The sequence below is a fragment of the Candidatus Manganitrophus morganii genome, assembly GCA_021651055.1.
In the GTDB taxonomy this organism is placed as follows: Bacteria; Nitrospirota; Nitrospiria; order SBBL01; family Manganitrophaceae; genus Manganitrophus; species Manganitrophus morganii.
This window is the reverse complement of the sequence record JAJHOH010000001.1, coordinates 469691-493808: the sequence shown is the minus strand read 5'-3', so window position 1 is coordinate 493808 and position 24118 is coordinate 469691. Positions and strand designations below refer to the sequence as shown.

Genomic DNA, 24118 nt, shown 5'->3' with positions numbered 1-24118 from the left:
CAAGGGATGTAAGGAGTCATGATGAGTCAAAAAGACGATCCGGTTCAAACGGCCTTGGAGAGCTTTCTGGCGGTGGTCCCGCAAGGGGTCTCGGGGGCGGAGAAGGTCCCCCTTTCATCGGCGCGCGGGCGTATCCTCGCGGCCGATGTCACGGCGGGGGTCGACGATCCCCCCTATTCCCGCTCGATCATGGAGGGATATGTTCTGGTTGCGTCGGAGGCGGCCGCTGCCTCTGCTGAGCGGCCCGTGACGTTTAACGTCGTCGGGGAGATTCCGGTCGGCGCCGGAGAGGCAAAGGGGTTAGGGCCCGGAAAGGCGATGCGGGTGACGACCGGCAGCTACATCCCCGCCGGCGACTTCGCCGTCGTCAAACAGTGGGACGTGACTCAGGAGGGGGACCGGATCCGGCTGACCCGGCCGCTTGCGCAGAATGAAAATATCGAGACGCAAGGGTGTGACCGGAAGAAGGGGAGTCTTCTCTTTGCAAAGGGGCGCCGGATCACGCCGGCCGACATTTTTCTTCTCGCCGGCCAAGGGATTCTGGAAGTGAGCGTGGCGAAGCGGCCGCGCGTGGCGATTTTCTCGTCGGGTAACGAAGTGATTCCGCCGACCGAGCCGTTTCGGGCCGGCGCGATTTGGGACTGCAATTCGTTCGGCCTCTCGGCACTGGTTGAAGAGGCGGGGGGGACCCCCCTTTTCAAAGGGATCATTAAAGACGATTTCGATCTCTTCGTAAAGCGGCTCAAGGAAGCCCTTGCGGAGGCCGAGATGGTGGTGATCTCCGGGGGGACGGCGATCGGGGGGAGAGATTTCACCGTCGATCTCGTCAATGCGGCGGGAGCGCCCGGCGCGGTGGTGAAGGGGGTCCCGATGCGTTCCGGAAAGCCGCTCGTGCTGGGGGCGGCGGGGTCGAAGCCGATCGTCTGCGTAGCGGGCCACCCGCCTGAAGCGGCCCGGGGATTTAACCTCTTCGGCCGGCCGGCCCTGGGGCGTCTTCTGGGTGAAACGGTCGAAGCGCCGGCGCAAAAATGATTCATGACACCTAATCCCCGCGGGTTGAAAAAGGGGCCAAAATAGATTAGTCTGAACGTTCGGTTCATCGCGATAGGGAGGAAAGACAAGAATGAAGATGTGGCGGGATCTGGTGGCGGAAGCGAAGCGGGAGGTGCCGCTTCTCCAGGTAAAAGATGTCCAGGAGAAGATCGAGCGGGGAGAAGCATTCACACTGATCGATGTCCGGGAGGGGGACGAATTCCAGGCCGGACGGGTCCCGAAGAGCCGGAACATCCCCCGCGGGATCTTGGAAATGGAGATGGAGCGGCATTTTAAAGATGCGACGCAGCCGGTCATCCTCTACTGCGCGGCGGGCGGACGGAGCGCCGTCGCGGCGCAGGTCTTAAAGAAGATGGGCTATGAAAACGTCTCCTCGATGGAGGGGGGCTTCGAGGCGTGGCGGCGGCTCGGCCTTCCGGTGGAGAGGTAGGCGATCGAGCGATACGTCGAGAAAAAATGGAAGATCAACGCCGAAAAGGTCGCCTTCGCCAAAACTTTTCCGGGACGGCTGATCGACTGGAGTTCGGCCGACGGGAAGAAAATCGAGAAAGTGGTTGCGGCGGGGCCGTCGAACGCGGTCGTCATCTTTTCCGATGGAACGTTTGTGGTGGCCTCTCCCCCCGATGTCGAGCCGGCCGATTTGATCGCCGCCCTTCTCGCCGCAAGACCGTTTCTGGAATCCCATCATGGCAACGCCTATGAGACGCTCGATCAGTACATCGCCTCCGACAAAGAGACACAACGGATGGCGCGCCTGGAGAACATCATGGGGGCGATTCGAAACAACCTCCCGCAGATTCCGGAGCTGAAGGACGAACTCCGAAGGTTTCTGGAGGAGAAATCGTAGGGGCGCAATTCATTGCGCCCTGTGTTTTCTGTTTAAAATAGATCAGGGCGTGATGAATCACGCCCCTACAGAATAGAAAAGAGGGACAAAGGGGATAATGTCAAAGTATAAGTATCATCTTTTTATCTGCACCAATCGGCGTCCGGCGGGTGATTCAAAGGGATGCTGCGCCACGAAGGGGGCCGACGATCTTCGGTCGTTCTTCAAGGAAGAGATCGCGAACCGGGGATTGAAGGGAGTTGTCCGCGCCAACCAGGCCGGCTGCCTCGATACCTGCGCGATGGGACCGTCGGTTGTGATCTACCCGGAAGGGGTTTGGTACACCGTGAAAAACCGGGAAGACGCTTTGGAAGTGATCGAAAAACATCTCCTCAAGGGAGAGATCGTCGAGCGACTGCTGATGCCCCGATCGTGGGCAAGGGGATAACGAGAATGCGGAGCGAAACCCGGTCTGCGGTCGATGACACCTCCTCCGCGACAGATCGACTCCTTCAAATCTTTTCGCCGGGTAAACCGACCATTTCTTTTCATACGCTCGGCTGCCGATTAAATCAATCCGAGAGCGCTTCGCTCGGCGCCGGATTTTATTCGGCCGGTTATCAGGTCGTCGATGAAAAGAACGAAGCCGATCTCGCCGTGATCAACACCTGCTCGGTGACCGAGCAGGCCGAGGCGAAGTGCCGCAACCTGATCCGGAAGATCCTCAAGCAAAACCCGAAGACCTTCATCGCCGTGACCGGCTGTTATGCCCAGGTCGGGACCGACGCGCTCCGGAAGATGCCGGGGATCGATCTGATCGCCGGGACCGAATTCAAGATGGATCTGCCGAAGCTGGTCGAGGAGCTGCTCGACGGGAGGCCGCCGGCGAAGCGGCCGACGCCGATGGTTTTCCATACCTCGAAGATCGGCCGGAACGATTTTACGATCGAAAGCTACGCCGCCTTCGACAAGGCGACCCGGCCAAACATCAAGATCCAGGACGGCTGCGATTTCTTCTGCTCCTTCTGCATCATCCCGACGACGCGGGGACGGGAGCGAAGCCGGAAGCAGGACGATATTTTGTTGGAGACGTCGATCTGGGTGGCGCGCGGCCATCGGGAGATCGTTCTCACCGGGGTGAACCTCGGCGAATATCGATCGGAAGGGGAGGACCTGGCCGACCTGATCGAGGCGCTGGAGACGATTGACGGACTTCATCGGATCCGGATCTCTTCGATCGAGCCGACGACCGTCTCCGACCGGATTCTCGATCAAATGGCGCGGGGGGGGAAGCTCTGTCCCTATCTTCATCTCCCGCTCCAGAGCGGGAGCGACGCCGTCCTCTCGGCGATGGGGCGGCGATATACGCGGCGGGAGTATATCGATTTCGTTCGGGAGGCGACGGCGCGGGTTCCGAATCTGGGATTGGGGACCGATGTGATGGTCGGATTTCCGGGGGAAGGGGAGAAGGAATTCGCCGAGACCCTTGCTCTGATTGATTCGCTTCCTTTTTCCTACCTCCATGTCTTCCCTTTTTCGAAGCGGAAGGGGACCCGGGTGACCAAAATGGATCTCGCGCCGGTGCCGTCGAAGGTCATCAAGGAGCGCTCCCGGATGTTGTGTGATCTCTCCCGGCAGCGGCGGAAGGCGTTTTACTCGGGCGCGATCGGCGGGAGCGTCGAGGTCCTCTTCGAGACGCGCAATGAAGCGGGGCTCTTTTGCGGTCTCACCCCGAATTACATCCGGGTGGGGGTGGAGAGCGACCGGGATCTCTCCGGCCGGCTCGGCTCGGTCCGGATCGAAGCAGCGGCCGATGGGCTGGCGATCGGGAAGCTGATTGAGGAAATCCGATGAAAGTGTATCTCGAAACCTACGGCTGTCAGATGAACGAATACGACTCGGAGCTGATCCGCTCGATCCTGACGCCGCACGGCCATGAGATGACGGCGGCGGTCGAAGAAGCGGAGGTGGTTTTGATCAACACCTGCGCCATCCGCGAAAACGCCCACCGGAAAATCTACGGGAGGCTCGACATCCTCCGTCCCCTAAAGAAGGAGAAGAAACACTTTATTGTCGGCGTCCTCGGCTGCATGGCGCAGAACCTTAAAGAGGAGCTCTTCGATCATCCGGTGGTCAGTCTGGTCGTCGGACCCGACAGCTACCGGGCGCTTCCTCGATTGATCGACGAAGTGATCGGGACCGATCGACAAGAGATCGAAGCGTATCTCTCCGAATACGAAACCTACGGCGACATCGCGCCGACCCGCGTTGAAGGGGTCAACGCTTGGGTGGCGATCATGCGGGGCTGCGACAACTTCTGCACCTTCTGCGTCGTCCCTTACACGCGGGGAAGGGAGCGAAGCCGGTCGATCGAGAACATTTTGGGCGAGGTCACGTCGCTCGCGGAGAAGGGGTATCGCCAGGTAACCCTCCTCGGACAGAACGTCAATTCCTACCGAGATGAAGGGCGCCGATTCGCCGATCTCATTCTCAAAGTGGCCGACGTTCCCGGAATCGAGCGGGTCCGTTTCACCTCGCCCCATCCGAAAGACTTCCCGAAGCCGCTGTTGGAAGCGATCGGGTCGCACCCTCACATCTGCAAACATATCCACCTTCCGCTCCAAGCAGGAAGCGACCGGATCCTCGACCTAATGGCCCGAACCTATACACGGAAAGAGTATCTCGGATTGGTGGAGGAGATCCGCCGGACGATCCCGGAGATTGCGCTGACGACCGACATTATCGTCGGCTTCCCCACGGAGACGGAAGAAGATTTTCAGGAGACGGTCGGCCTGTTTAAGGACTGTCAATTCGACAGCGCCTATATCTTCAAATACTCGGAGCGGAAGGGAACGATTGCGTCGCGAAAATATCCCGACGATGTCCCGTCCGAGGTGAAGACCGATCGGATCGTCCGTCTGATCGATTTGCAGCGGGCGATCTCGCTTGAGAAAAACCGGGAGAAAATCGGCCGGACCCTGACCGTCCTGATCGACGGCGAGGCCGAAAAACGGCCCGGCCATCAGATGGGGAAGACGGAAGGGAACACCACCGTCGTCTTTCCGAAAACCCCCTTCGGACCGGGGACGATGGTCTCCGTGCAGATCGATAATGTCTCTTCGGGTACCCTTTATGGCCGCCCCGTCGGAGGATAAGACCGACTCCGTCGGTCGGATCGTTTGCAAGGGGGGAACGATCCTCCACGACGCGACCGCCCTCTCTTTTTCCGCCGTGCTTCCCGATCCGATCGAAATGGTTCTCGTCGTCGTCCACGGCCTGAGCGAGCACCGGGGGAGGTATCGGCGCCTTCAGCTCGATCTGGCGAAAGAGGGGTTTGCCTCTTATGCTTACGACCAGCGGGGATTCGGAGAGTCGGACGGCTCGCGGACCCACATGGAACGCTACACCGACATGCTCCACGATCTGAAGCGCGTTCTTGATTTTGTCCGGGAAACGCATCCCGATCGGAAAGTGGTGATCCTGGGACATAGCTTTGGCGGCGCGGTCTCGGCCGCCTTCTGCATCGATTATCCGAACGCGGCCGACGGGTTGGTCTTATCGGCTCCGGCGTATGATGTTCCGGCGCTTCCGTTTCGTCTCCGTTTTATCGGCGCCCTGTTGAATCGTCTTCTTCCGTCGCGTCCGGTCCGTTACCCGAGCGTTCCGGATTGGCTCAGCCATGATCCGGCGATTGGGGTCGCCTTCCGGAACGATCCGCTGGTGCAGCGGGCCGGGACCCCCCGTTTTTATGTCGAGTTCGGAAAGATGAACGACCATCTCCATCAGGATGCCGGGAAGATCGTCCTGCCGACCCTCCTCTTGCAGGGAAGCCAGGACCGGATCGTCTTTCCGTCGGGGGCGCGCGCCTTGTTTGAGCGGATCGGCTCCGCGAAAAAAAAGATCCTCTGGTATGAGGGGTTTTATCATGAAGTTTTCAACGAGATCGGCCGGGAACGGGTGATTGCCGACGTCGTTGGTTGGTTAAAGGAAACGGTGCGATGAAGAAGAGCATACAGCTGATAACGATGATTTTTCTCTTGACCGTCGGCGTGGAAGCCGAGGCGGCCCTGCCCCCCGGTTTCGGCAAGGCGACGTGGGGGATGACGCAGCCGGAGTTCATGTCGGCCTATCAGGTTCAGTTGGCCCCCCCCAAACATACGCATGACAACGAACCTTGGGCGGTGCAAGGACCGGCCCCCGGCGAGTTGACCGTTTCAGGAGGGGCGCTGGGAGAGCCCGACATCCGGTCGGTCAGCCTCGGATTTCATCCCAAGTTCGGACTGACGATCATCCATGTCCGGTTCCGGGACACCAACAATCCGGGCGAGCTGGAAGCGCTCCTCCCGAAGTGGGCCGGCGCCTACGGAAAACCGAAGGAGCAGCGTCCCGGTCCAACCATCGTTTGGGAGGATGAGAAGACCCATATCGAACTGACCTATCATACCGTCTCGCCCCGGCATCCGACCCCTTCCGATCATCTTGCGTTGGTCCTCTGGAGCATTCCGCTGATGGACGAAATCGAAGCCCTCGATGAAGAAGCGCACCTCCCCGATGTCGAGAAACTCGTGCCGCTGCAGGAACCTCACCTTCAGGACTAATCTCTTTCCAATATCCCCCCTCCGGAAGTTCATCCGGAGGGGGCATGTCACTTTCCTATCGGAATATAGGCCTTTTCCCCCCTTGAAGTAAGTCGGCTTACCAATGGCGGAAACAATCGCTCCGTTGGTAATCTTAATTACAGAGAACCTGTTATCCGCATTACGTCCAGTGGAGAAAGGGCCGATATGAAAAGGGTGATTGTTATCTTTTTTGCCGTTGTACTTTGCGGGCTGACCGCCTGCAGCGATGAGGGAAGCAGAGGGGGGACCGGGGTCGCGCCGATCGGGGGGGATCAGGTCGGTGGAGACGAGAATGCTCCGATCCAGGTGACCCCGGGGGAGACGGTCGTAACCACCGGGACCCGGCAAACCTTCAAGGCCGAAAGGACCGATGGAACCGACCCGGCGGTTCGGTGGGAAGTTCAAGAGGGGGAGAGCGGCGGGTCGATCACTCCCGATGGAAATTACACCGCTCCCGGGCTCCCCGGGGTTTATCATATCGTCGCGGTGAGCCTGGACGATCCGGCGGTCCGCGCCATCGCCGAGGTGGAGGTGATCACCCTGCCGATCATTTCGGTGGCGATCGAGCCGGCGGCCGTCACCCTCCCGCCGGGGGGGCGCTTTCGCTTTGCCGCCACCGTTTCGGCAAGCGACCGGACCGCCGTGAGCTGGGAGATCGAAGAGGGGACGGTCGGCGGGTCGATCGATTCCGATGGAAACTACACCGCTCCGACCGCGCCGGGACGTTATCATGTCGTTGCAACGAGCGTCTCCGATCCGACCAAGCGGGCCGAAGCGACGGCCGAAGTCTTCCCGGTGGAAGCCTTGGCCCCGCGATTCGCCTACAGCACGAATTCCGCTTCCGGAGATGTTTCGATCTTTTCCGTCAATCCTGAGAACGGCGCGCTGGCGCAGATCGGCTCCATTCCGGCCGGGCGCGATCCGTATCCAATCGGCGTCGATCCGACGGGGCGGTTCGTTTATGCCGGCAATTTCGCCTCAAACGATATTTCGATCTATGCGATCGATCCCGCGACCGGGAATCTCACCGCGCGGGGGAGCGCTCCGACCGGCGCCGGGATCTATTCGATCAACTTCGATCCGTCGGGCCGATTCGCTTATTCGGCGAATGAAAACGCGGCGGACGATGTTTGGATTTACCGGATCGATCCCGAAACCGGCGTTTTGACGGTGCTCGGGACGGCCGATGCGGGAATCAGCTCGGTTTCGGTCGCGATCGACCCGCTCGGTCGATTTGCCTATGTGGCGAATTACAGCACGAATAATGTCTCGATGTACCGGGTCGATTCCGAGTCGGGATTGTTAACCCGTCTCGGCGAGATCGGCGCGGGCCGCGCCCCGATTTCCGTGGCGGTTCACCCCTCGGGGGCATTCGTCTATGTTTCGCACTATGACAGCGACGATGTCTGGTCGTTTCGGGTCGATCCGGCGACCGGCCGGCTCACGAGGAGCGGCGTCGTCCCCGCGGGGGGACAGGCTTTCTCGATCGCCGTCGATCCCTCCGGCCGATTCGCCTATGTGGCGAATTCCGCGACGAACGACATCTCGATCTATCGGATCGATCCGGAAAGCGGGACGCTCAGCCCGCTTGGCGCGATCCGGGGGGGCGCCGGCCCGCGGTCGATCACCATCGACCGGTCGGGCCGGTTCGTCTACGTCGCCAATCTTAATTCAAATAACCTCTCGATTTTCTCGATCGATCAGACCACCGGCCTGCTGACCCCCTTCGGCCAGGTCGCCGCCGGAAGACAGCCCCGCTCGGTCCGAGTGACCACCGGACCGAACCTGCCGTAAGGCAGGCCCCTGTGCCTCCCCTGTCTTGTTCTGAATCGGTTAATGCGGGCCGCCGCGGGGGGATCGCCCCTCCGATTCCTACTCAGGCGGGATCAACGGCCATCGGATGTTCACGATGCCGATTCCAAGAATGATCATTCCGCCGCCGATCGTCAGATGGGGGGTGAGCGGATCTCCGAGGAAAAGATGGCTCAGGGTCACGCCGAAAAAGGGGACCAAGACCGAGAACGAAGCGATGCTGCTGGCCGCGTAGCGTTTCAACAAGACGGTGGAAGCGACGAAGCAGAAGGCGCCGACGACGATTCCTTGATAGAGCATCGCCCCCATCAGCTGCGCTGAGGCACGATCGGGAAGGCTCTCTCCAAAAAAGAATGCGATAAAACCCAAGAGGGGAACGCCGATCGCCATCTCCCAGAAGACGACCTTCACCGGATCGATCCGTTCGATCAATCGCTTGATATAAACGATTTTGACGGCAAGAACAAAGGCGCTGATCAAAACGAAGCTGTTCCCAAGGAGCGAGACCGTCTCCATCGCTCGCTCGGGCCGGTCCCTGAAGAGAACGACCGCTCCCAGAAAGGCGAGCGCCAGACCGGAGATTTTCCGAACGCTGAGGCGGTCGTGAAGGATAAAAAAATGGGCGAGGACGGCGACGAAAAAAAGATGGGTGTTGATCAAGACCGAGGCGTGAGAGGCCGAGGTGCGGAAGGTCCCCAAGTAGAAGAGGGCGATCTGAAGGGCGAAGAGAAGGCCGTTCATCAGGTGGAGGAAAATTTCCTTCCGGGCGAGGCCAAGACCGATTTTCCGGAACCCGGCGTAGAGGAGAATGACGCTTCCGCCGATGAGAAAGCGGAGGGTCGCCATCGTCAGGGGAGAGATCTCCCCCGCCCCCAGCTTGATGGAGACGACATTTCCCCCCCAGAGAAGGTTGATGAAAACGAGATAGGGGACGAGGCGGGGATCAATCGAATTCAAGGAGAATCTGTTTCCGGGTCGGCAACGAAACGTACTTCAAGAGCCTGACCGCAAATGCCGGATGAGTTCAAGAAGCGGGAGAGGCATTAGAATCCGAATCGCCGTTTTAACGCTCGCAGGTTTGACCAGGCCGTACGTCCAAACGCTTCTAGCCAGCATCTTTGCGGCATCTATTCTTTGTTCTTCCGCCAACGCATAAGCGGCTTCAAGACAGAGCTGCCCCAGGCCCGTTTGCATCCGGGCGTGATTTTTAGACATCAAATCGGCGTCCGACTCCCAGATCTTCGTCGCGGCGCGCAGGGTGTCGATGGCGCGGCGTGGAGAAGAAGACATCTGTGTCTCCGACAGGCGGTAATCGAGCATCGGCCGGTCCACATACACAAAGGCGCCGGTGCGAGCCATACGCACCATCCATTCCCAATCACAATCGTAGCGCAGCGTTTCGTCGAATGTCCCCGCCGTTTCCAGCAGGCTGCGCCGGAACATCACCGTGGGAGGGTGGACGAAATTGCCCTGCGCTAGCTCACGATAGACCCTTCCCACATAGGCTTCGACGGCGGCCGGCCGCTGTGACCCAGGGAATGCGTCCGCCGCCACCTCGATCTTCCGCCGCTCGGGATAGAGCGAACTGAATCCCTCCGGGGCCTCTCCGATCATAGAATAGTAGGTCGCGCTGTGTGAACTGGCGACCGGACCCTCGGCGTTGAACGCCGAGAAGTCCGAGCAACAGAGGACCGCCTCGGGACAGTTCTGGAAGGCAGCCACCTGCACCGCGATGCGCTCCGGCCGACACAAGTCGTCCGCATCCATCAGAGCGATGAACTCACCGCGGGCGGCGCGGCAGCCCTTGTTGCGGGCATTCGGCAGGCCTCCATTCGGTTGGTCGATGCCGCGCACCTTGTCCGCGTACGCACGGAGGACTTCGGCGGTTTTGTCGGTCGATCCGTCGTTCACTACAATAACTTCGATGTTGGAATAGGTTTGCGCGAGAACGCTGTCGAGCGTCTGCGGCAACGTCTGAGCGGCGTTGTAGGCCGGAATAACGATGCTGACGAGCGGCCGGAGATTTTCGGGGAGACCAGTCACAAGAATGCTCTTTTTAGTCGGTAAGAGGGACTTGAATCCCTTTTATCATAAGGGTGTCTTTCAAGCCCATTTGCGGGAGCGCTTTTAGTGGGAGTGTCCATGATCGTGGTCATGATGATCGTGTCCATGATCATGCCCATGGTCATGGTGATCATGGTCATGCCCGTGATCGTGGTCGTGATCATGCCCGTGGTCATGCCCGTGATCGTGGGAGTGTCCGTGGATGGCGGGATTGTCGTGGTCGGGGTCCCAGGTGGTGTCTTTCCCTTTCCCCACGGTCAATTCGATTCGGATCACCGATTTCACGTTGCTGCACGCGTTGTCCCCGTGCGGGACGATCAGCCGAATCGGTCCCCCCTTCGAATCGGGGAGAGGGCCGCCGTCCCGCTTGTAGATCAGAATTCCTTTTTCAATCGCCTCTTGCAGAGGGACACTGGCGGCAAATTTTCCATCCAGCGAATGGAACGTCACATGGTCGGCCTTGGAGAGAGGATTCGACTCCTTTAAGACCGCTTTGACACGAACGCCCGCCCCTTCCATCCCGGCGACCAACCGGCTGACATCTTCAACTTGATGTTCCTTGGGAAGACGGGAGAGCTCTTCATAACTCCACCCTCTCTTCTTTTGAACCGTTCCCTCTACGCTTAAAATCGATTTCCCGTTGGTCGCCATTCCTTTTGTCTCCTTTTATAAACCGATGATCCTGTTCCTAAACTTGCGATGAAGCGTTCCGTAGTCTATCAAACAGACGGCCCAAGGTCAAGAAATTTGGGGGACCTGCGTAGTGACTCAGTCTGGAATCAATTTCTGGATTGTCATTCCCGCGCAGGAGGGAATCCAGTGATTTAAAACCTCTGGATGCCCGCTTTCGCGGGCATGACGACTTTGGAATTCAAAATGAGTCACTACCGGGGACCTGCGACTCGGGTGGGATGCAAGGCCGGGAAGGTTGTTAATAAGGGGTATAAATGAGATTACCTGTAACAAAACTGCACGGAGAGGGTCCTTTGTCCGGTACTGACGGGTCAAAACGGAACGGATAGAGTCAGAGGGGTCTGATCTTTGTTGTCCTCCCCCTTTAGTTTGAGTGTGGGATTGGCATAAAAGTTGAATTATCAGTTGAATTATCAAAAGTAATTCAATATAAAAACGCCTTGTTCGCGCCGAAATAAGTCAAGCAGCCCAAACCTCAGGGCGAACATTTATCCAGAGAAGGGGCAGTTATTCGACTTTTAAAGTGGAGGAGTAAAATGGCGGAAAAGAGCCCGCGCGGATTTGCCGCAATGGATACGGAAAAACAAAAGGAAATCGCCCGAAAGGGGGGAAAAGCGGCCCATGAGAAGGGAACGGCGCATGAGTTCACCCCTGAAGAGGCCAGAGAGGCCGGCCGAAAGGGAGGACAGGCCGCCCATCAAAAGGGGACGGCGCATGAGTTTACCCCTGAGGAGGCCAGAGAGGCCGGCCGAAAGGGGGGACAGGCCGCCCGCCGCAGGTTTGCCCAACAGCAGTCCCCGCCGCAGGCCGAAGAACAGCCGGTTTCCCAATCCCCTGAAGAGATCAAGGAAGAAGAAAGAAAAGCCGCCTGACCGCTTCCTGATATTCGTTCCAATTTTACACTTTTCGATGAGGAGATAAGATGGCGTTTCGCTCCGCTTCGCATCAGTGACCCACGAGAGGAAATGGGGGCCTCTCGTCGGTTGCTGCCGTTTCCTTGATGAAGAATAAGCCTTCCAATCACTCAATTCTCTCTCAATCAATCCCATTCATCCGGACGGTTGCTTTTTAAGCCTGAATCGCCTGATCGGGTTACTTTTGAGGATCGACTCATTCGGTCGGGTACATGTCCTTCAGATCAAGTCTGCCGAAGAGATTACAAAGCGGGAATTCCAGCGAAATACATGGAAAAAATTCTTGACAAACCGACTGTCACCTCCCTATATTCTCTAATTACGGTTCGGTCTTCTTTTTTTGTCGGAAACACTTCAAAGAATGAGTCATGCCCTTTGGGGCTCAGTCGTAAAGTAAACGAAATCTAAAGGAAATTGACGGAGGACGCTGCATGGCAAAGGTGTTGGAAGGTCCTGGAATGGGGCTTCTCTCAAAGTGGGGGATGACGGTTCCCCACTACGTCGTCATCACGGCGGCGGATCAACTCGATCGGCTCTCTCAAGCCAATCCCTGGCTTCGGGAATCGAAATTGGTCGTCAAGGCGCACGAGGCGATCGGCTCCCGAATGAAACTGGGCCTCGTGAAAGTCGGTCTCGATCTGGATGCGGCGCGAAAGGCCTCCAGCGAGATGCTCGGGAAAAATCTCAATGGGATGACGATTTCTCAGGTCATCATTTCCGAAATGATCCAGCATAAAGAAGAATTCTACCTGGCCGTCAAGTCGGTTCGGGAAGGGGCCGAGCTGCTCCTGGCAAGTGTCGGCGGAATCGAAGTCGAAGCCAATTGGGAGAAGGTCAAGCGGATCGCAATTCCTTTGGGAACCGATCCAACGCGGGAGCAATTGGCGAGCCTCGCCAAAGAGGCTGGCTTTAAGGGAGATCTCGCCGGAAAAGTCGCCGACTTTGCCCTCAAGCTTTATCAATGCTACGACCAGGAAGACGGCACCTACATCGAGATCAACCCGCTTGTCACCCGCGAAGACGGGGATCTGGTTGCCCTCGATGCCGTGACGATGGTCGACGGCGACGCCCGGTTCCGTCATCCCGATTGGAATTTCACCTTCGCCTCCGAGTTCGGCCGCCCCTACACCAACGACGAGCGGGCGATCATGGAGATCGACTCCCGGATCAAGGGTTCGGTGAAGTTCATCGAAATCCCCGGCGGCGATACGGCGCTTTTGCCGGCGGGGGGCGGGGCTTCCGTCTATTATTCCGATGCTGTCCTGGCCTTGGGAGGCAAAATCGCAAATTATGCCGAGTACTCCGGAGATCCTCCCGACTGGGCGGTCGAAGCGCTGACCGAGAAGGTCTGCTCCCTCAAGGGGATCAAGCGGATCATCGTCGGCGGGGCGATCGCCAACTTCACCAACGTGAAGAAGACCTTCGCGGGGATCATCAACGGATTCCGAAAGGCGAAGGCCGAAGGGAAGCTGGAAGGGGTTGAGATTTGGGTTCGGCGCGGCGGGCCGTTCGAGAAGGAAGGATTGGCGGCGATGAAGGCGCTTGAGGCGGAGGGTTTCAACATTCACGTCTATGACCGCTACACACCCTTAACCGATATTATCGATTACGCGATTAAAGGAGTGGGAAAATGAGTATCGTCGCCAACAAAGAGACCCGCGTTGTGATTCAAGGCGGACCGGCCGGGGTCAACGCCGCCCGCCGGATGGCCGAGTTCTGTCACCTGACCCGTCAACCGCTCCATGTCCTTGCCTTTGTTTTTCCGCCCGATGCCGGCAAAACGGCGGAGGTTCCCTTCGGAAGCGAGTTGGTTTCGATTCCTATTTTCAAAACGATGGCGGAGGCCACGGCCGCTTTTCCCGCCTTGAATACGACCTTGATTTTTGTCGGACCGGATCGCGCGTTTAAAGCGGCGATGGAAGCCTTGGCCGATCCGAAGATCAAGCTGGTCTCGATGATCACGGAAGGGGTGCCGGAGAAAGATTCCAAGCGGCTGAGCCTCGAAGCCAAAAAGCTCGGCAAGGTTTTCAACGGACCGTCGGCGATCGGGATCATCTCGGCCGGCGAGTGCCGTCTCGGTGTGATCGGCGGGGCGTTCGACAATTTGATTCTCTCGAAGCTCCACCGGCCCGGATCGTTCGGCGTCATCACCAAATCGGGCGGTCTCTCCAACGAGATCATCTGGATCTGCAGCCAGTTCGCCGACGGAATCACGACGGCGATCGGCATCGGCGGCGACGCGTATCCCGGCTCCGACTACGTCACCTATCTTGAGATGTTCGAAAAAGATCCTCAGACCAAAGCGGTGATCATTGTCGGAGAGATGGGGGGAGATCTCGAAGAGCGCGCCGCGGAGTGGTTCGGGGAAAAGAAGCGGCGGATAAAACTGATCGCGGTCGTTTCCGGGTATTGCCAAGAGCAGCTCCCCAAGGGGATGAAGTTCGGCCATGCCGGCGCGAAAGAGGGACAGCACGGCGAGGGCTCGGCCCGGAGCAAGGCGGACGCCTTGAAGAAATCGGGCGCCATCGTGCCGGCGACCTTCGGCGGACTCGGCCCGACGATCAAGCAGGTTTATGAGGAGATCGTGGCCCGGGGCGAAGTGCGGCCGACGGTCGACGGAGACGTCACGGCGCTTCCGAAACTTCCGAAGCCGGTGGAAGAGGCGATCAAGTCGGGCGATGTCTTCGTCGAGCCGTTGATCAAATCGACGATCAGCGACGACCGGGGAGACGAGCCGCTCTATTACGGCTATCCCGCTTCCGATCTGATCAACAAGGGATATCAGATTCCGCACGTGATGGGGCTCCTCTGGGACAAGCGGCTGATCACCCCGGTCGAAGCGGAGATCGTCAAGCGGATCATCATGCTCTCGGCCGACCACGGTCCCTGCGTTTCGGGGGCGCTCACCACGATCATCGCCGCGTGTGCCGGGATTCAGATGGCGCAATCGGTCGCGGCCGGTCTGATCATGATCGGACCCCGGTTCGGGGGCGCCGTCACCGATGCAGGAAAATGGTTCAAGTATGCGGTCGAGAAGAAGCTCTCTCCGGAAGATTTTCTGGAGCATATGAAGAAAAACGTCGGGCCGGTGCCGGGGATCGGCCATCGGGTCAAGAGCGTCAAGAATCCCGACAAGCGGGTGAAAGAGCTGGTCTCCTTCGTGAAGTCGACCGGGGTTCCGACGCCGCATCTTGATTTCGCCTTGTCAGTCGAGAAGATCACCACGGCAAAGAAGGACACCCTGATCTTGAACGTCGATGGAACGATCGCCGCCGTTCTGGTCGATCTCGGCTGGCCGGTGGAATCGCTCAACGGGTTCTTCATCCTGGCGCGGACGATCGGTCTGATCGGTCACTGGGTCGACCAAACCCGCAACGGAAGCCGTCTGATTCGAATGTTCAATTACGTGGTCAACTACGCCTCTCCGAAACGGAGGGAAGCCCCTCCCCTCGAAACGAATACCAAGAAAATCGAGGTCCGGCAAGAGGTGTTGAAGTAGTCTTCACCGCTTGATAAGATGAAAGATCTCTTTTATTTAGTGCAGGCGCGACACTCTGTCGGGGCCGCTCAAAAGTTGTTGGAGGACAATGATGTCTACTGAATTAATCAAGAAGCTCTATCAGTCGATGCCGGCGCGTCTGGCAGAAGCGCGTAAGAAGTTCGGCCGCCCGCTCACCCTGACCGAAAAGATCCTGGTCGCGCATGTCGACGATTTTGGAACGCAGAAGTGGGAGCGAGGGAAGGCGCAGCTGGCGCTGCGGCCCGACCGGGTGGCGATGCAGGATGCGACCGCCCAGATGGCGATGTTGCAGTTCATGCAGGCGGGGAAGAAGCAGGCCGCCGTCCCGAGCACCATCCACTGCGATCATCTGATCCGCGCCCAGAGCGGGGCGAAAGAAGACATCGAGCGGGCGATCAACGAGAACAAAGAGGTCTACAACTTTCTCGCCTCGGCCGCGAAGAAATACGGGATCGGTTTTTGGAAGCCGGGGGCCGGGATCATTCATCAGGTGGTTCTTGAGAATTACGCCTTCCCCGGCGCCCTGATCATCGGGACCGATTCACATACGCCGAACGGTGGCGGACTCGGCGCGATGGCGATCGGCGTCGGCGGAGCCGATGCCGGTGAAGTGATGGCCGGCCTTCCATGGGAGGTGCTTCATCCGAAATTGATCGGCGTGAAATTGACCGGCAGCCTCAGCGGCTGGACCTCGGCGAAAGATGTCATCCTCTACCTCTGCGGCCTGTTGACGACCAAGGGCGGAACCAACAAAATCGTCGAGTACTTCGGACCGGGCGCCGAGACGATCAGCGCCACCGGAAAAGGAACGATCACCAACATGGGGGCCGAGCTCGGCGCCACCACCTCGATCTTCCCCTATGACCAGAAGATGGCGGCCTACCTGAAGCTGACCGAACGGGAGGATTGGGCCAAGATTGCCGATGCGAACAAGGAGCTCTTGACCGCCGATCCGGAAGTCTTCCAATCGCCGGAGAAATACTACGACCAGGTGGTCGAGATCAACCTCTCGGAGCTGGAGCCGCATGTCGTCGGCCCGCACACCCCCGACCTCGCCCGTCCCATTTCCAAATTGGCGGCCGAGGCGAAGGAGAAGGGGTATCCGATCCAGCTCAAAGCGGCGTTGATCGGCAGCTGCACCAACTCTTCCTACGAAGACATCAGCCGGTCGGCCCACATCGCCAAGCAGGGACTCAAAGCGGGGCTCAAGGCGAAAGCGCAGTTCCTCGTCACCCCCGGCTCCGAGCGGATCTACCACACGATGAAGCGGGACGGCTTCATGCAGACCTTCGAAGAGATGGGAGCGACGGTTCTCGCGAACGCCTGCGGACCGTGCATCGGCCAGTGGAAGCGGGACGATGTGAAGAAGGGAGAGTCGAACTCGATCATCAGCTCCTTCAATAGAAATTTCCCCGGCCGCAACGACGGGATCGCCGAGACCCTCTCTTTCCTCAGCAGCCCGGAGATCGTGACGGCGATGGCTTTTGCCGGCGACATGACCTTCGATCCGGTGAAGGGGACGCTGACCGCCGCCGATGGGACGAAGGTTCAATTCGAGCCGCCGCGAGGCGAAGAGCTTCCCGCGAAAGGTTTTGCCAAAGGGGAAGAAGGATTTGTCGCCCCGGCGGAAAACGGCGACAACCTGACCGTCGACGTTCCGCCGACCAGCGAGCGGCTCCAGCTTCTGAAGCCTTTCCCGAAATGGGATGGAAAAGATTTCTCGAAGCTGCCGATTCTTCTCAAGGCCAAAGGAAAATGCACGACCGACCATATCTCTCCGGCCGGTCCCTGGCTCAAGTTCCGGGGGCATCTCGATAAGATCAGCGACAACATGTTCCTCGGCGCCAACAACGCCTTCACGACCGAAGCGGGGAAGGCGAACGATGTCCTTGCCAATGAGTCGAACCTTACGCCGGCCCAGGTGGCCCGAAGATATATGTCCAAAGGGGTCGGGTCGGTGGTGATCGGCGATGAAAATTACGGCGAGGGAAGCTCCCGCGAGCATGCCGCGATGTCCCCCCGTTTCCTCGGCATCAAGGTGGTGATCACCAAGAGCTTCGCCCGGATCCATGAGACAAACCTTAAGAAGCAGGGGATTTTGCCGCTCATTTTTGCGAACCCGAAGGATTGGGAAAGCTTTGAGCAGAACGACCGGGTGAGCGTCGTCGGTCTTTCCGAGTTGGCCCCGGGCAAAGCGGTCGATGTGGTGATCCACAAGGCGGACGGAAAAGAGATCACGGTCCAGGCGAATCACAGCATGACCGCGCAGCAGATCGACTGGTTCAAGGCGGGATCGGCGCTCAATGCGCTGAACGCGTAACGTTCATTGAAGAATAGGGGCGATCACAAGGATCGCCCCTACGATTTTGGACAAAAATGCCGACGGCGGAAACGACCGAAAAAAAGAATCTGGTGACGGTGGAGATCATGGGGAAGAAGTATCAGGTTCCCCAGGGGATCACGCTGATCCAAGCGATGTGGCATACCGGCCACCAGATTACCCGCGGCATCGGCTGTCTTGGCGGCGTCTGCGGGGCCTGCTCGACCCTCTACCGGACCAAAGGAAGTTATGAGCTCAAGCAGGGGCTCGGCTGCCAGCTCATCGTAGAGGAGGGGATGTCCTTCTCTCTTTCCGCCTCCTTTCCGGTTCAGAAGCCGATTTACCGGATGGAAGAGATCACCGATCCCAAACAGGATCTCTTCAAATATTTTCCCGAAGTCGCCCTCTGCCGAAACTGCAACGCCTGCACCGAAGCCTGTCCCCAGGGAATCGATGTCCGAACCGGCATCTGGAAAGCGGCGTTCGGCGATTTCAAAGAAGCCTCCAATCTCTTCCTCTCCTGCGTGATGTGCAGCCTTTGCGTCCCGGTCTGCATCGCCGAGATCTCCTCCAATCAGGTCGGCCTCTATGTTCGCCGCGCGGAGGGAATCTTCTTCAACGAACGGCCGCCGCAGCTTTCCAGCCGAATCGAAGAGATTCACTGTGGAAAGTACAATACGCAATGGGAGACGCTGATGAAGATGTCCGAAGAGGAGCTCAAAACCTGCCCCATCGCCTGATCTGCGCTCATCCGCACAAAAAGGAAACGGCTTGATGTCCCATTCCGATTCTCAGTCTTCTCTGATCCGCATCGAGGTCGATGGCGCCGAACACCCCGTCCCGGAAGGAATCACCGTCATCCAAGCGATGTGGCATCTCGGCCGGCCGACGATCCACGGGGTCGGCTGTCTCGGCGGCGTCTGCGGCGCCTGTCCCATCACCTACCGCCTTCCCGACCAACCGGCCTCGAAAACGGGGCTTGCCTGCCAGACGGCGGTTCGCGAAGGAATGGCGATCACCTTCATCCCCTCCGACAGCTCCAAAAAGGCGATCGCGCTTCTTCCGAAAGAAGCCCCGACGCAGAAAACCCTCTTTCAGTATTATCCCGAAACGCGCCGGTGCACCGCTTGCCGCGCCTGCACGTCGGTTTGTCCGCAGGAGATCGACGTCATGGGGGGGGTGCGGGCGGCGATCAACGGAGAGCTTGCCACCGTGGCGGAGAAGTTCACCACTTGCGTGATGTGCGGCCTTTGCGCGGCGGTCTGCGAAGTGCAGATCAAGCCCCACCGCGTCGGGATGTATGCCCGCCGGCTGACCGGCGCCTTCTATCCGAAAGAGGCGACCAGCCTGCTTCATCGGATCGAGGAGGTTCGATCGGGGAAATATGATGCCGAATGGAGAGAACTCCTTTCCGGCGATCTTTCGGCATTGGCCCATGATCGTGTGATGTAGCCAACGGCCGTTGTAGGGGCGTGATTCATCACGCTCTGATATTTGAGGCGAGGGAAAGGGCGCAATCAATTGCGCCCCTACGAAGGGGTTCGGAACATTGAGAAAGAAGGGTCGATGAGTATTTTGGAAGATTCGAAAACACGGGTGAATGAGAGCCGGGCGGCGCGGATGAAAGAGGAGAGGGCGCTCCTCTCTCCGGAGGACAAAGACGCCCTGATCCGGAAGTTTCATCCCGATTATAAGAAAGAGGCATACCGGACGATTCAGATCGGCCCCAACCAAGGGGAGCAGACGGTTCATGAGCTGGCCAACCTCCTCGAAGGGAAAAGCCCGATCGCTTCCGAAGCGGTTTCCCTTTCACCCCAGCATCAGGTGGACCTGCTGATCATCGGCGGGGGAGGCGCGGGGGCGACGGCGGCGCTCACGGCGAAGGCGGCGGGGGCAAACGTCCTCCTTGCGACCAAGCTGCGGCTGGGCGATTCGAATACGGTGATGGCCGAAGGGGGAATGCAGGTGGCGGTCTCGGCGGAAGATTCCCCGGTGCGCCACTTCCTCGACTCTCTCCGTGGCGGCTATATGAAAAACGACCCGGCGCTCCTGAAGACCCTCGTCGAAGAAGGGCCGGAGGTGGCGAAGTGGCTGATGGACATCGGCGTTCTCTTCGATCGAGAAGCGGACGGCAATCTCAGCATCCGGGGGGGCGGCGGAAGCAGCAAGCCGCGTCTGCTTCGTTGTAAAGATTATACCGGTCTTGAGTTGATGCGGGTGCTGAAAGACTGTGTCCTCAACGAGCAGGTCGAGCTGCTGGAGTTCTCTCCCATCGTCGAGCTTCTGACCGACGGGGAAGGGGCCTGCACCGGCGCCGTCCTGAAGAACCTCGACAACAACCAGTTTATCGTCGTTCAAGCAAAGGCGGTGATTCTGGCGACCGGCGGGATCGGCCGCCTTCATATTCAAGGTTTCCCGACGAGCAATCATTACGGCGCCACCGCCGACGGATTGCCGATCGCTTACCGGGCCGGGGCGAAGCTGACCCTTCAGGATACCTTTCAGTATCATCCGACCGGCGCCGTTTATCCCGAGCCGATGGCGGGGATCTTGGTCACCGAAGCGATCCGGTCGGTCGGGGCGCAGCTGGTCAATGTGAAGGGGGAGCGGTTCATCAATGAGATGGAGACGCGCGATGCCGTCGCCTCCGCCGTGATCCGGGAGTGCGCGGAGGGGCGGGGGGTGGAGACATCGGCCGGCCGGCGCGGCGTCTGGCTCGACATGCCGATGGTCGATATCGTCAACGCCGAGGGGACCCTGGCCCATCGCTTCCCGAACATGGTCCGGCAGTTCTCGCGTTATCAGATCGATATCCAAAAAGAGCCGGTCCTGGTCTACCCGACGTTGCATTATCAGAACGGGGGAATTCAGATCAACGTCGACGGCGAATCGACCGTCCGGAATCTCTTTGTGGCGGGGGAAGCCTCCGGTGGGATTCACGGCCGCAACCGGTTGATGGGGAACTCCCTTCTCGATATCATCGTCTACGGGCGGCGGGCCGGGCGCGCGGCGTCGAAGCGGGCGACGGAGATCGCGCTCGGAAAGTTGACCCTGGCGCACCTCGATCAATTTCGCGAGGCGCAGAAGAAGGCGGGGGTCGAGTCGAAAACAGTCTCGCCGATGTTGTTTCCCGATTATGTGAAGAAGAATTAATTTGGACGTGGGCGTGGTTTCGATGATAGGGGCGAATCTTAGCTTCGCCCCGGACCGGACAGGGCGATCACAAGGATCGCCCCTACAAAAACAAAGGACGAATCGATGAACATTCATGAATATCAGGCGAAGGCCCTTTTTGCGAAATATCAGATCCCGGTTCCAAACGGCAAGGTGGCATTTAATCCGCAGGAAGCGCAGGCCGCCGCCGACACCTTGGCGACACCGATCACAGTGGTGAAGGCGCAGATCCATGCCGGCGGACGGGGAAAAGCGGGCGGCGTCAAGCTGGCGAAGAATAAATCGGACGTCGCTTCGATCGCCCAGGAGCTGTTGGGGAAAATCCTCATTACCCCTCAGACCGGCCCGCAAGGAAAAGAGGTGAAGAAGCTCCTCGTCGAGGAAGGGGTCGATATCGCGAAAGAGCTTTATGTGAGCTGGGTGGCCGATCGGGGGACCGCGTCGATCGTCCTGATCGCCAGCACCGAAGGGGGGATGGAGATCGAAGAGGTGGCGGCGCACTCTCCCGACAAGATCGTGAAGCTCTCGGTCGATCCGGTGATCGGATACCAGGCCCACCAGGGACGCACGGTCGGCTTCAAGCTCGGCCTTCCGAAGGAGGTCATCGGGCAATGGGTGGTGATGCTGGGGAATCTCTACCGGCTCTTCATCGAGAAGGACGCCTCTCAGATCGAGATTAACCCGCTGATCATCACCAAGCAGAACAAGTTGATGGCGCTTGACGCAAAGGTGAACTTCGACGACAACGCTCTCCTCCGCCATGAAGATATTCGGGTGTTCCGAGACCTTGATGAGGAAGACCCGCTTGAGACCCGCGCGACGGCGCATGGCCTCAACTACGTGAAGCTCGATGGGACGATCGGCTGCATGGTCAACGGCGCGGGATTGGCGATGGCGACGATGGATGTGATCAAGCTCGCCGGGGCCGAGCCGGCCAACTTTCTCGATGTCGGCGGGGGTGCTTCGAAAGAGACGGTCAAAGAGGCCTTTCAGATTTTGCTCTCCGATCCGAACGTGAAAGGGGTCTTCGTCAACATCTTCGGCGGGATCGTCCGCTGCGAGCGGATCGCCGGGGGGATCATCGAGGCCGCGAAAGAGGTTTCGATCAACGTTCCGCTCGTCGTCCGCCTTGAAGGGACCAATGCGAAGGAGGCGAAGCAGATGCTGGCCGAGTCGGGCCTGAACCTGATTGTGGCCGACACCCTTTGGGACGGCGCACAAAAAATTGTGTCGCAGGTGAGATAAGCTGTCATCCTAAGCGAAGCGAAGAAACTCAGATGCTTCGACTTCGCCTTAAGAGGACAACGTTGCTGATTAATTTTCAACCTTATATTTTCCATATACGCTTAAGGAGCACTCGATGAGCATTCTGGTGAATAAGAACTCGCGGATCTTGGTGCAGGGGATCACAGGGAAGGAGGGCTCCTTCCATGCCTCGGCCTGCAAAGCCTATGGAACGAAGGTGGTCGCAGGGGTCACCCCGGGCAAGGGGGGGACCGATTTCGAGGGGATTCCGGTGTTCGATACGGTCGAAGCGGCGGTGGAGAAGACCGGTGCCGATGTGTCGCTGATCTTCGTTCCCCCCCCGTTCGCGGCCGACGCCATCATGGAGTCGGCGCAGGCCGGCGTTCCGTTGATCATCTGCATTACCGAGGGAATCCCGGTGCTGGACATGATGAAGGTGAAGCGGTTCCTCGCCGACAAGCCGGTCCGTCTGATCGGGCCGAACTGTCCCGGCGTCATCACGCCGGAAGAGGCGAAGATCGGGATCATGCCCGGCTTCATTCATAAAAAAGGAAATGTCGGCGTCGTCTCACGCAGCGGGACCCTTACTTATGAGGCGGTCTGGCAGCTGACGCAGCGGGGATTGGGACAGTCGACCTGCGTCGGCATCGGCGGCGACCCGGTGAACGGAACCCACTTTGTCGATGTCCTCGGGATGTTCGAGAAAGACCGGCAGACCGAGGCGATCGTGATGATCGGAGAGATCGGCGGCGACGCCGAAGAGCGGGCGGCCGATTACATCAAGCGGAACGTGACCAAGCCGGTCGTCGCTTTCATCGCCGGGATCACCGCCCCTCCGGGACGGCGAATGGGCCATGCGGGCGCCATCATCGCCGGCGGCAAGGGGACGGCGGACGACAAGATGTCGGCCCTCGAAGCGGCCGGCGTCACGGTCGTGAAAAATCCGGCGCTGATCGGAGAGGCGATCGAGAAACTGCTGAAGAAAAAAGGGGGCGCCCGGCGCCCTGCGGCGGCGCTGAAGAAGGCCAAAGCAAAGCCGAAGCTGAAGAGCGTGCCGAAGGCCAAGGCGAAGTCCAAATCCAAGCCGAAGGGCAAGGCAAAAAAATGAACTTTCTCGATCTTCATCGATGGGATGTGACCCCCCTCGAAGCGATCGAGATCCAGAACCGGCTCCGCAGACAACTTATCTTAGATCAGGCCCCGGCGGTGATCCGAACGATCGCCGGGGTCGACGTTTCCAACGCGTTCGGGTCGAATCGGCTCTTCGCCGCTGTGGTCGTCCTCGATCTTCAACATCCGCAGCCGAAGGGATTCCCGATCCTGGAGGTCGCGACCGCTTCGCTGGAGGTCGACTTTCCATATGTCCCCGGTCTGCTTTCCTTCCGAGAAATTCCTGTCGTTTTAAAAGCGTGGGAGAAACTGCAGATCCGCCCCGATTGTTTGATGGCCGACGGCCAGGGGATCGCCCACCCGAGGCGGATCGGCATTGCCTCTCATCTCGGTCTGCTCGTCGATCTTCCCTCCATCGGCTGCGGCAAGACGCGGCTGATCGGCACCCATCGCGAGCCGGGGCCATTGCGAGGGGATGGGGCTCCCTTGATCGATCGCGGCGAAACGATCGGCGCGGTCCTCCGGACGCGCGATGGGGTGTCGCCGGTTTTTATCTCTCCCGGTCACCGGATGACGCTCGACCGGGCGGTGGAGATCGTCCTCTCCTCCCAACTCCGCTATCGTTTGCCGGAGCCGACACGGATGGCGCATCAGCTGGTGAATGAGGCGCGCCGGGCGGCGTAACGGCTTCGCGCCATCCGAAGCGATCCCTCTTTTCGTCTGTGATCGGCCCGTTTATCGTGCGTTTCATCCCTCCTTTGTAGGAAC

General features: G+C 59.1%; 22 protein-coding genes. 19 read left to right on the top strand and 3 right to left on the bottom strand.

What is annotated here, in order from left to right:
- The first annotated feature begins 21 nt into the window (after window positions 1-21).
- From MCM46_02230 to MCM46_02190, 9 genes are all read left to right on the top strand, one after another.
- Window positions 22-1032 carry a molybdopterin molybdotransferase MoeA gene (locus MCM46_02230; protein ID MCG3110618.1) on the top strand — a complete coding sequence of 337 codons (1011 nt, stop codon included), beginning with the start codon at window positions 22-24 and terminating at the stop codon, window positions 1030-1032.
- Window positions 1033-1123: 91 nt separating this feature from the next.
- Window positions 1124-1483 (top strand): hypothetical protein, encoded by a 360-nt coding sequence (locus tag MCM46_02225; GenBank protein ID MCG3110617.1) that lies wholly within the window; start codon window positions 1124-1126, stop codon window positions 1481-1483.
- A 120-nt stretch (window positions 1484-1603) separates the two neighbouring features.
- Window positions 1604-1900: a hypothetical protein gene (locus MCM46_02220; protein ID MCG3110616.1), complete on the top strand. Its 297-nt coding sequence runs from the start codon at window positions 1604-1606 to the stop codon at window positions 1898-1900.
- Window positions 1901-1997: 97 nt separating this feature from the next.
- Window positions 1998-2327, top strand: coding sequence for a (2Fe-2S) ferredoxin domain-containing protein (locus tag MCM46_02215; protein MCG3110615.1), 330 nt, complete (start codon window positions 1998-2000; stop codon window positions 2325-2327).
- Between the two features lie 5 nt (window positions 2328-2332).
- Window positions 2333-3733 carry a tRNA (N(6)-L-threonylcarbamoyladenosine(37)-C(2))-methylthiotransferase MtaB gene (gene mtaB, locus MCM46_02210; GenBank protein ID MCG3110614.1) on the top strand — a complete coding sequence of 467 codons (1401 nt, stop codon included), beginning with the start codon at window positions 2333-2335 and terminating at the stop codon, window positions 3731-3733.
- Window positions 3730-5034 carry a tRNA (N6-isopentenyl adenosine(37)-C2)-methylthiotransferase MiaB gene (miaB, locus tag MCM46_02205; protein MCG3110613.1) on the top strand — a complete coding sequence of 435 codons (1305 nt, stop codon included), beginning with the start codon at window positions 3730-3732 and terminating at the stop codon, window positions 5032-5034. The genes mtaB and miaB overlap by 4 nt, the downstream gene beginning before the upstream one ends.
- Window positions 5012-5881, top strand: coding sequence for a lysophospholipase (locus MCM46_02200; protein MCG3110612.1), 870 nt, complete (start codon window positions 5012-5014; stop codon window positions 5879-5881). The genes miaB and MCM46_02200 overlap by 23 nt, the downstream gene beginning before the upstream one ends.
- Complete coding sequence (locus MCM46_02195; GenBank protein ID MCG3110611.1) at window positions 5878-6477, top strand: hypothetical protein; 600 nt, start codon at window positions 5878-5880, stop codon at window positions 6475-6477. Before MCM46_02200 ends, MCM46_02195 begins: the two co-directional genes overlap by 4 nt.
- A gap of 186 nt (window positions 6478-6663) precedes the next feature.
- Window positions 6664-8292 (top strand): lactonase family protein, encoded by a 1629-nt coding sequence (locus MCM46_02190; protein MCG3110610.1) that lies wholly within the window; start codon window positions 6664-6666, stop codon window positions 8290-8292.
- Window positions 8293-8370: 78 nt separating this feature from the next.
- On the opposite strand, the gene MCM46_02185 is transcribed toward MCM46_02190, so the two are convergent.
- From MCM46_02185 to MCM46_02175, 3 genes are all read right to left on the bottom strand, one after another.
- Window positions 8371-9267 (bottom strand): DMT family transporter, encoded by an 897-nt coding sequence (locus tag MCM46_02185; GenBank protein ID MCG3110609.1) that lies wholly within the window; start codon window positions 9265-9267, stop codon window positions 8371-8373.
- Between the two features lie 36 nt (window positions 9268-9303).
- Window positions 9304-10353 carry a glycosyltransferase gene (locus tag MCM46_02180; protein MCG3110608.1) on the bottom strand — a complete coding sequence of 350 codons (1050 nt, stop codon included), beginning with the start codon at window positions 10351-10353 and terminating at the stop codon, window positions 9304-9306.
- Window positions 10354-10437: 84 nt separating this feature from the next.
- The gene (locus MCM46_02175) at window positions 10438-11025 is read right to left on the bottom strand and encodes a molybdopterin-dependent oxidoreductase (protein ID MCG3110607.1); all 588 of its coding nucleotides are present in this window, start codon (window positions 11023-11025) and stop codon (window positions 10438-10440) included.
- A gap of 578 nt (window positions 11026-11603) precedes the next feature.
- On the opposite strand from MCM46_02175, the gene MCM46_02170 reads away from it, so the two are divergent.
- From MCM46_02170 to nfi, 10 genes are all read left to right on the top strand, one after another.
- Entirely contained in the window at window positions 11604-11939 is a 336-nt protein-coding gene (locus MCM46_02170; GenBank protein ID MCG3110606.1) for a KGG domain-containing protein, read from the top strand.
- 473 nt (window positions 11940-12412) lie between these two features.
- On the top strand, window positions 12413-13615 hold the full coding sequence (locus MCM46_02165; protein ID MCG3110605.1) for an ATP citrate lyase: 1203 nt from the start codon (window positions 12413-12415) through the stop codon (window positions 13613-13615).
- Window positions 13612-15480 carry an ATP citrate lyase gene (locus MCM46_02160; GenBank protein MCG3110604.1) on the top strand — a complete coding sequence of 623 codons (1869 nt, stop codon included), beginning with the start codon at window positions 13612-13614 and terminating at the stop codon, window positions 15478-15480. Before MCM46_02165 ends, MCM46_02160 begins: the two co-directional genes overlap by 4 nt.
- A gap of 91 nt (window positions 15481-15571) precedes the next feature.
- Window positions 15572-17821 (top strand): aconitate hydratase, encoded by a 2250-nt coding sequence (locus MCM46_02155; GenBank protein MCG3110603.1) that lies wholly within the window; start codon window positions 15572-15574, stop codon window positions 17819-17821.
- A 56-nt stretch (window positions 17822-17877) separates the two neighbouring features.
- Complete coding sequence (locus MCM46_02150; protein ID MCG3110602.1) at window positions 17878-18561, top strand: 2Fe-2S iron-sulfur cluster-binding protein; 684 nt, start codon at window positions 17878-17880, stop codon at window positions 18559-18561.
- A 34-nt stretch (window positions 18562-18595) separates the two neighbouring features.
- On the top strand, window positions 18596-19273 hold the full coding sequence (locus MCM46_02145) for a 4Fe-4S dicluster domain-containing protein (GenBank protein MCG3110601.1): 678 nt from the start codon (window positions 18596-18598) through the stop codon (window positions 19271-19273).
- Window positions 19274-19387: 114 nt separating this feature from the next.
- Entirely contained in the window at window positions 19388-20974 is a 1587-nt protein-coding gene (locus MCM46_02140) for an FAD-binding protein (GenBank protein ID MCG3110600.1), read from the top strand.
- 105 nt (window positions 20975-21079) lie between these two features.
- Window positions 21080-22240 (top strand): ADP-forming succinate--CoA ligase subunit beta, encoded by a 1161-nt coding sequence (gene sucC / locus MCM46_02135; protein ID MCG3110599.1) that lies wholly within the window; start codon window positions 21080-21082, stop codon window positions 22238-22240.
- A gap of 115 nt (window positions 22241-22355) precedes the next feature.
- Window positions 22356-23348 (top strand): succinate--CoA ligase subunit alpha, encoded by a 993-nt coding sequence (gene sucD / locus MCM46_02130; protein ID MCG3110598.1) that lies wholly within the window; start codon window positions 22356-22358, stop codon window positions 23346-23348.
- On the top strand, window positions 23345-24034 hold the full coding sequence (gene nfi, locus MCM46_02125; protein MCG3110597.1) for a deoxyribonuclease V: 690 nt from the start codon (window positions 23345-23347) through the stop codon (window positions 24032-24034). The genes sucD and nfi overlap by 4 nt, the downstream gene beginning before the upstream one ends.
- Window positions 24035-24118 lie beyond the last annotated feature (84 nt).

Coding starts and splice junctions, on each gene's coding strand:
- MCM46_02155 (MCG3110603.1), top strand. CDS start 15,572: ATGTCTACTGAATTAATCAAGAAGCTCTATCAGTCGATGCCGGCGCGT.
- MCM46_02190 (MCG3110610.1), top strand. CDS start 6,664: ATGAAAAGGGTGATTGTTATCTTTTTTGCCGTTGTACTTTGCGGGCTG.
- MCM46_02230 (MCG3110618.1), top strand. CDS start 22: ATGAGTCAAAAAGACGATCCGGTTCAAACGGCCTTGGAGAGCTTTCTG.
- nfi (MCG3110597.1), top strand. CDS start 23,345: ATGAACTTTCTCGATCTTCATCGATGGGATGTGACCCCCCTCGAAGCG.
- MCM46_02215 (MCG3110615.1), top strand. CDS start 1,998: ATGTCAAAGTATAAGTATCATCTTTTTATCTGCACCAATCGGCGTCCG.
- MCM46_02140 (MCG3110600.1), top strand. CDS start 19,388: ATGAGTATTTTGGAAGATTCGAAAACACGGGTGAATGAGAGCCGGGCG.
- MCM46_02200 (MCG3110612.1), top strand. CDS start 5,012: ATGGCCGCCCCGTCGGAGGATAAGACCGACTCCGTCGGTCGGATCGTT.
- MCM46_02170 (MCG3110606.1), top strand. CDS start 11,604: ATGGCGGAAAAGAGCCCGCGCGGATTTGCCGCAATGGATACGGAAAAA.
- MCM46_02165 (MCG3110605.1), top strand. CDS start 12,413: ATGGCAAAGGTGTTGGAAGGTCCTGGAATGGGGCTTCTCTCAAAGTGG.
- MCM46_02195 (MCG3110611.1), top strand. CDS start 5,878: ATGAAGAAGAGCATACAGCTGATAACGATGATTTTTCTCTTGACCGTC.
- mtaB (MCG3110614.1), top strand. CDS start 2,333: ATGCGGAGCGAAACCCGGTCTGCGGTCGATGACACCTCCTCCGCGACA.
- MCM46_02145 (MCG3110601.1), top strand. CDS start 18,596: ATGTCCCATTCCGATTCTCAGTCTTCTCTGATCCGCATCGAGGTCGAT.
- miaB (MCG3110613.1), top strand. CDS start 3,730: ATGAAAGTGTATCTCGAAACCTACGGCTGTCAGATGAACGAATACGAC.
- MCM46_02225 (MCG3110617.1), top strand. CDS start 1,124: ATGAAGATGTGGCGGGATCTGGTGGCGGAAGCGAAGCGGGAGGTGCCG.
- sucD (MCG3110598.1), top strand. CDS start 22,356: ATGAGCATTCTGGTGAATAAGAACTCGCGGATCTTGGTGCAGGGGATC.
- MCM46_02150 (MCG3110602.1), top strand. CDS start 17,878: ATGCCGACGGCGGAAACGACCGAAAAAAAGAATCTGGTGACGGTGGAG.
- sucC (MCG3110599.1), top strand. CDS start 21,080: ATGAACATTCATGAATATCAGGCGAAGGCCCTTTTTGCGAAATATCAG.
- MCM46_02175 (MCG3110607.1), bottom strand. CDS start 11,025: ATGGCGACCAACGGGAAATCGATTTTAAGCGTAGAGGGAACGGTTCAA.
- MCM46_02160 (MCG3110604.1), top strand. CDS start 13,612: ATGAGTATCGTCGCCAACAAAGAGACCCGCGTTGTGATTCAAGGCGGA.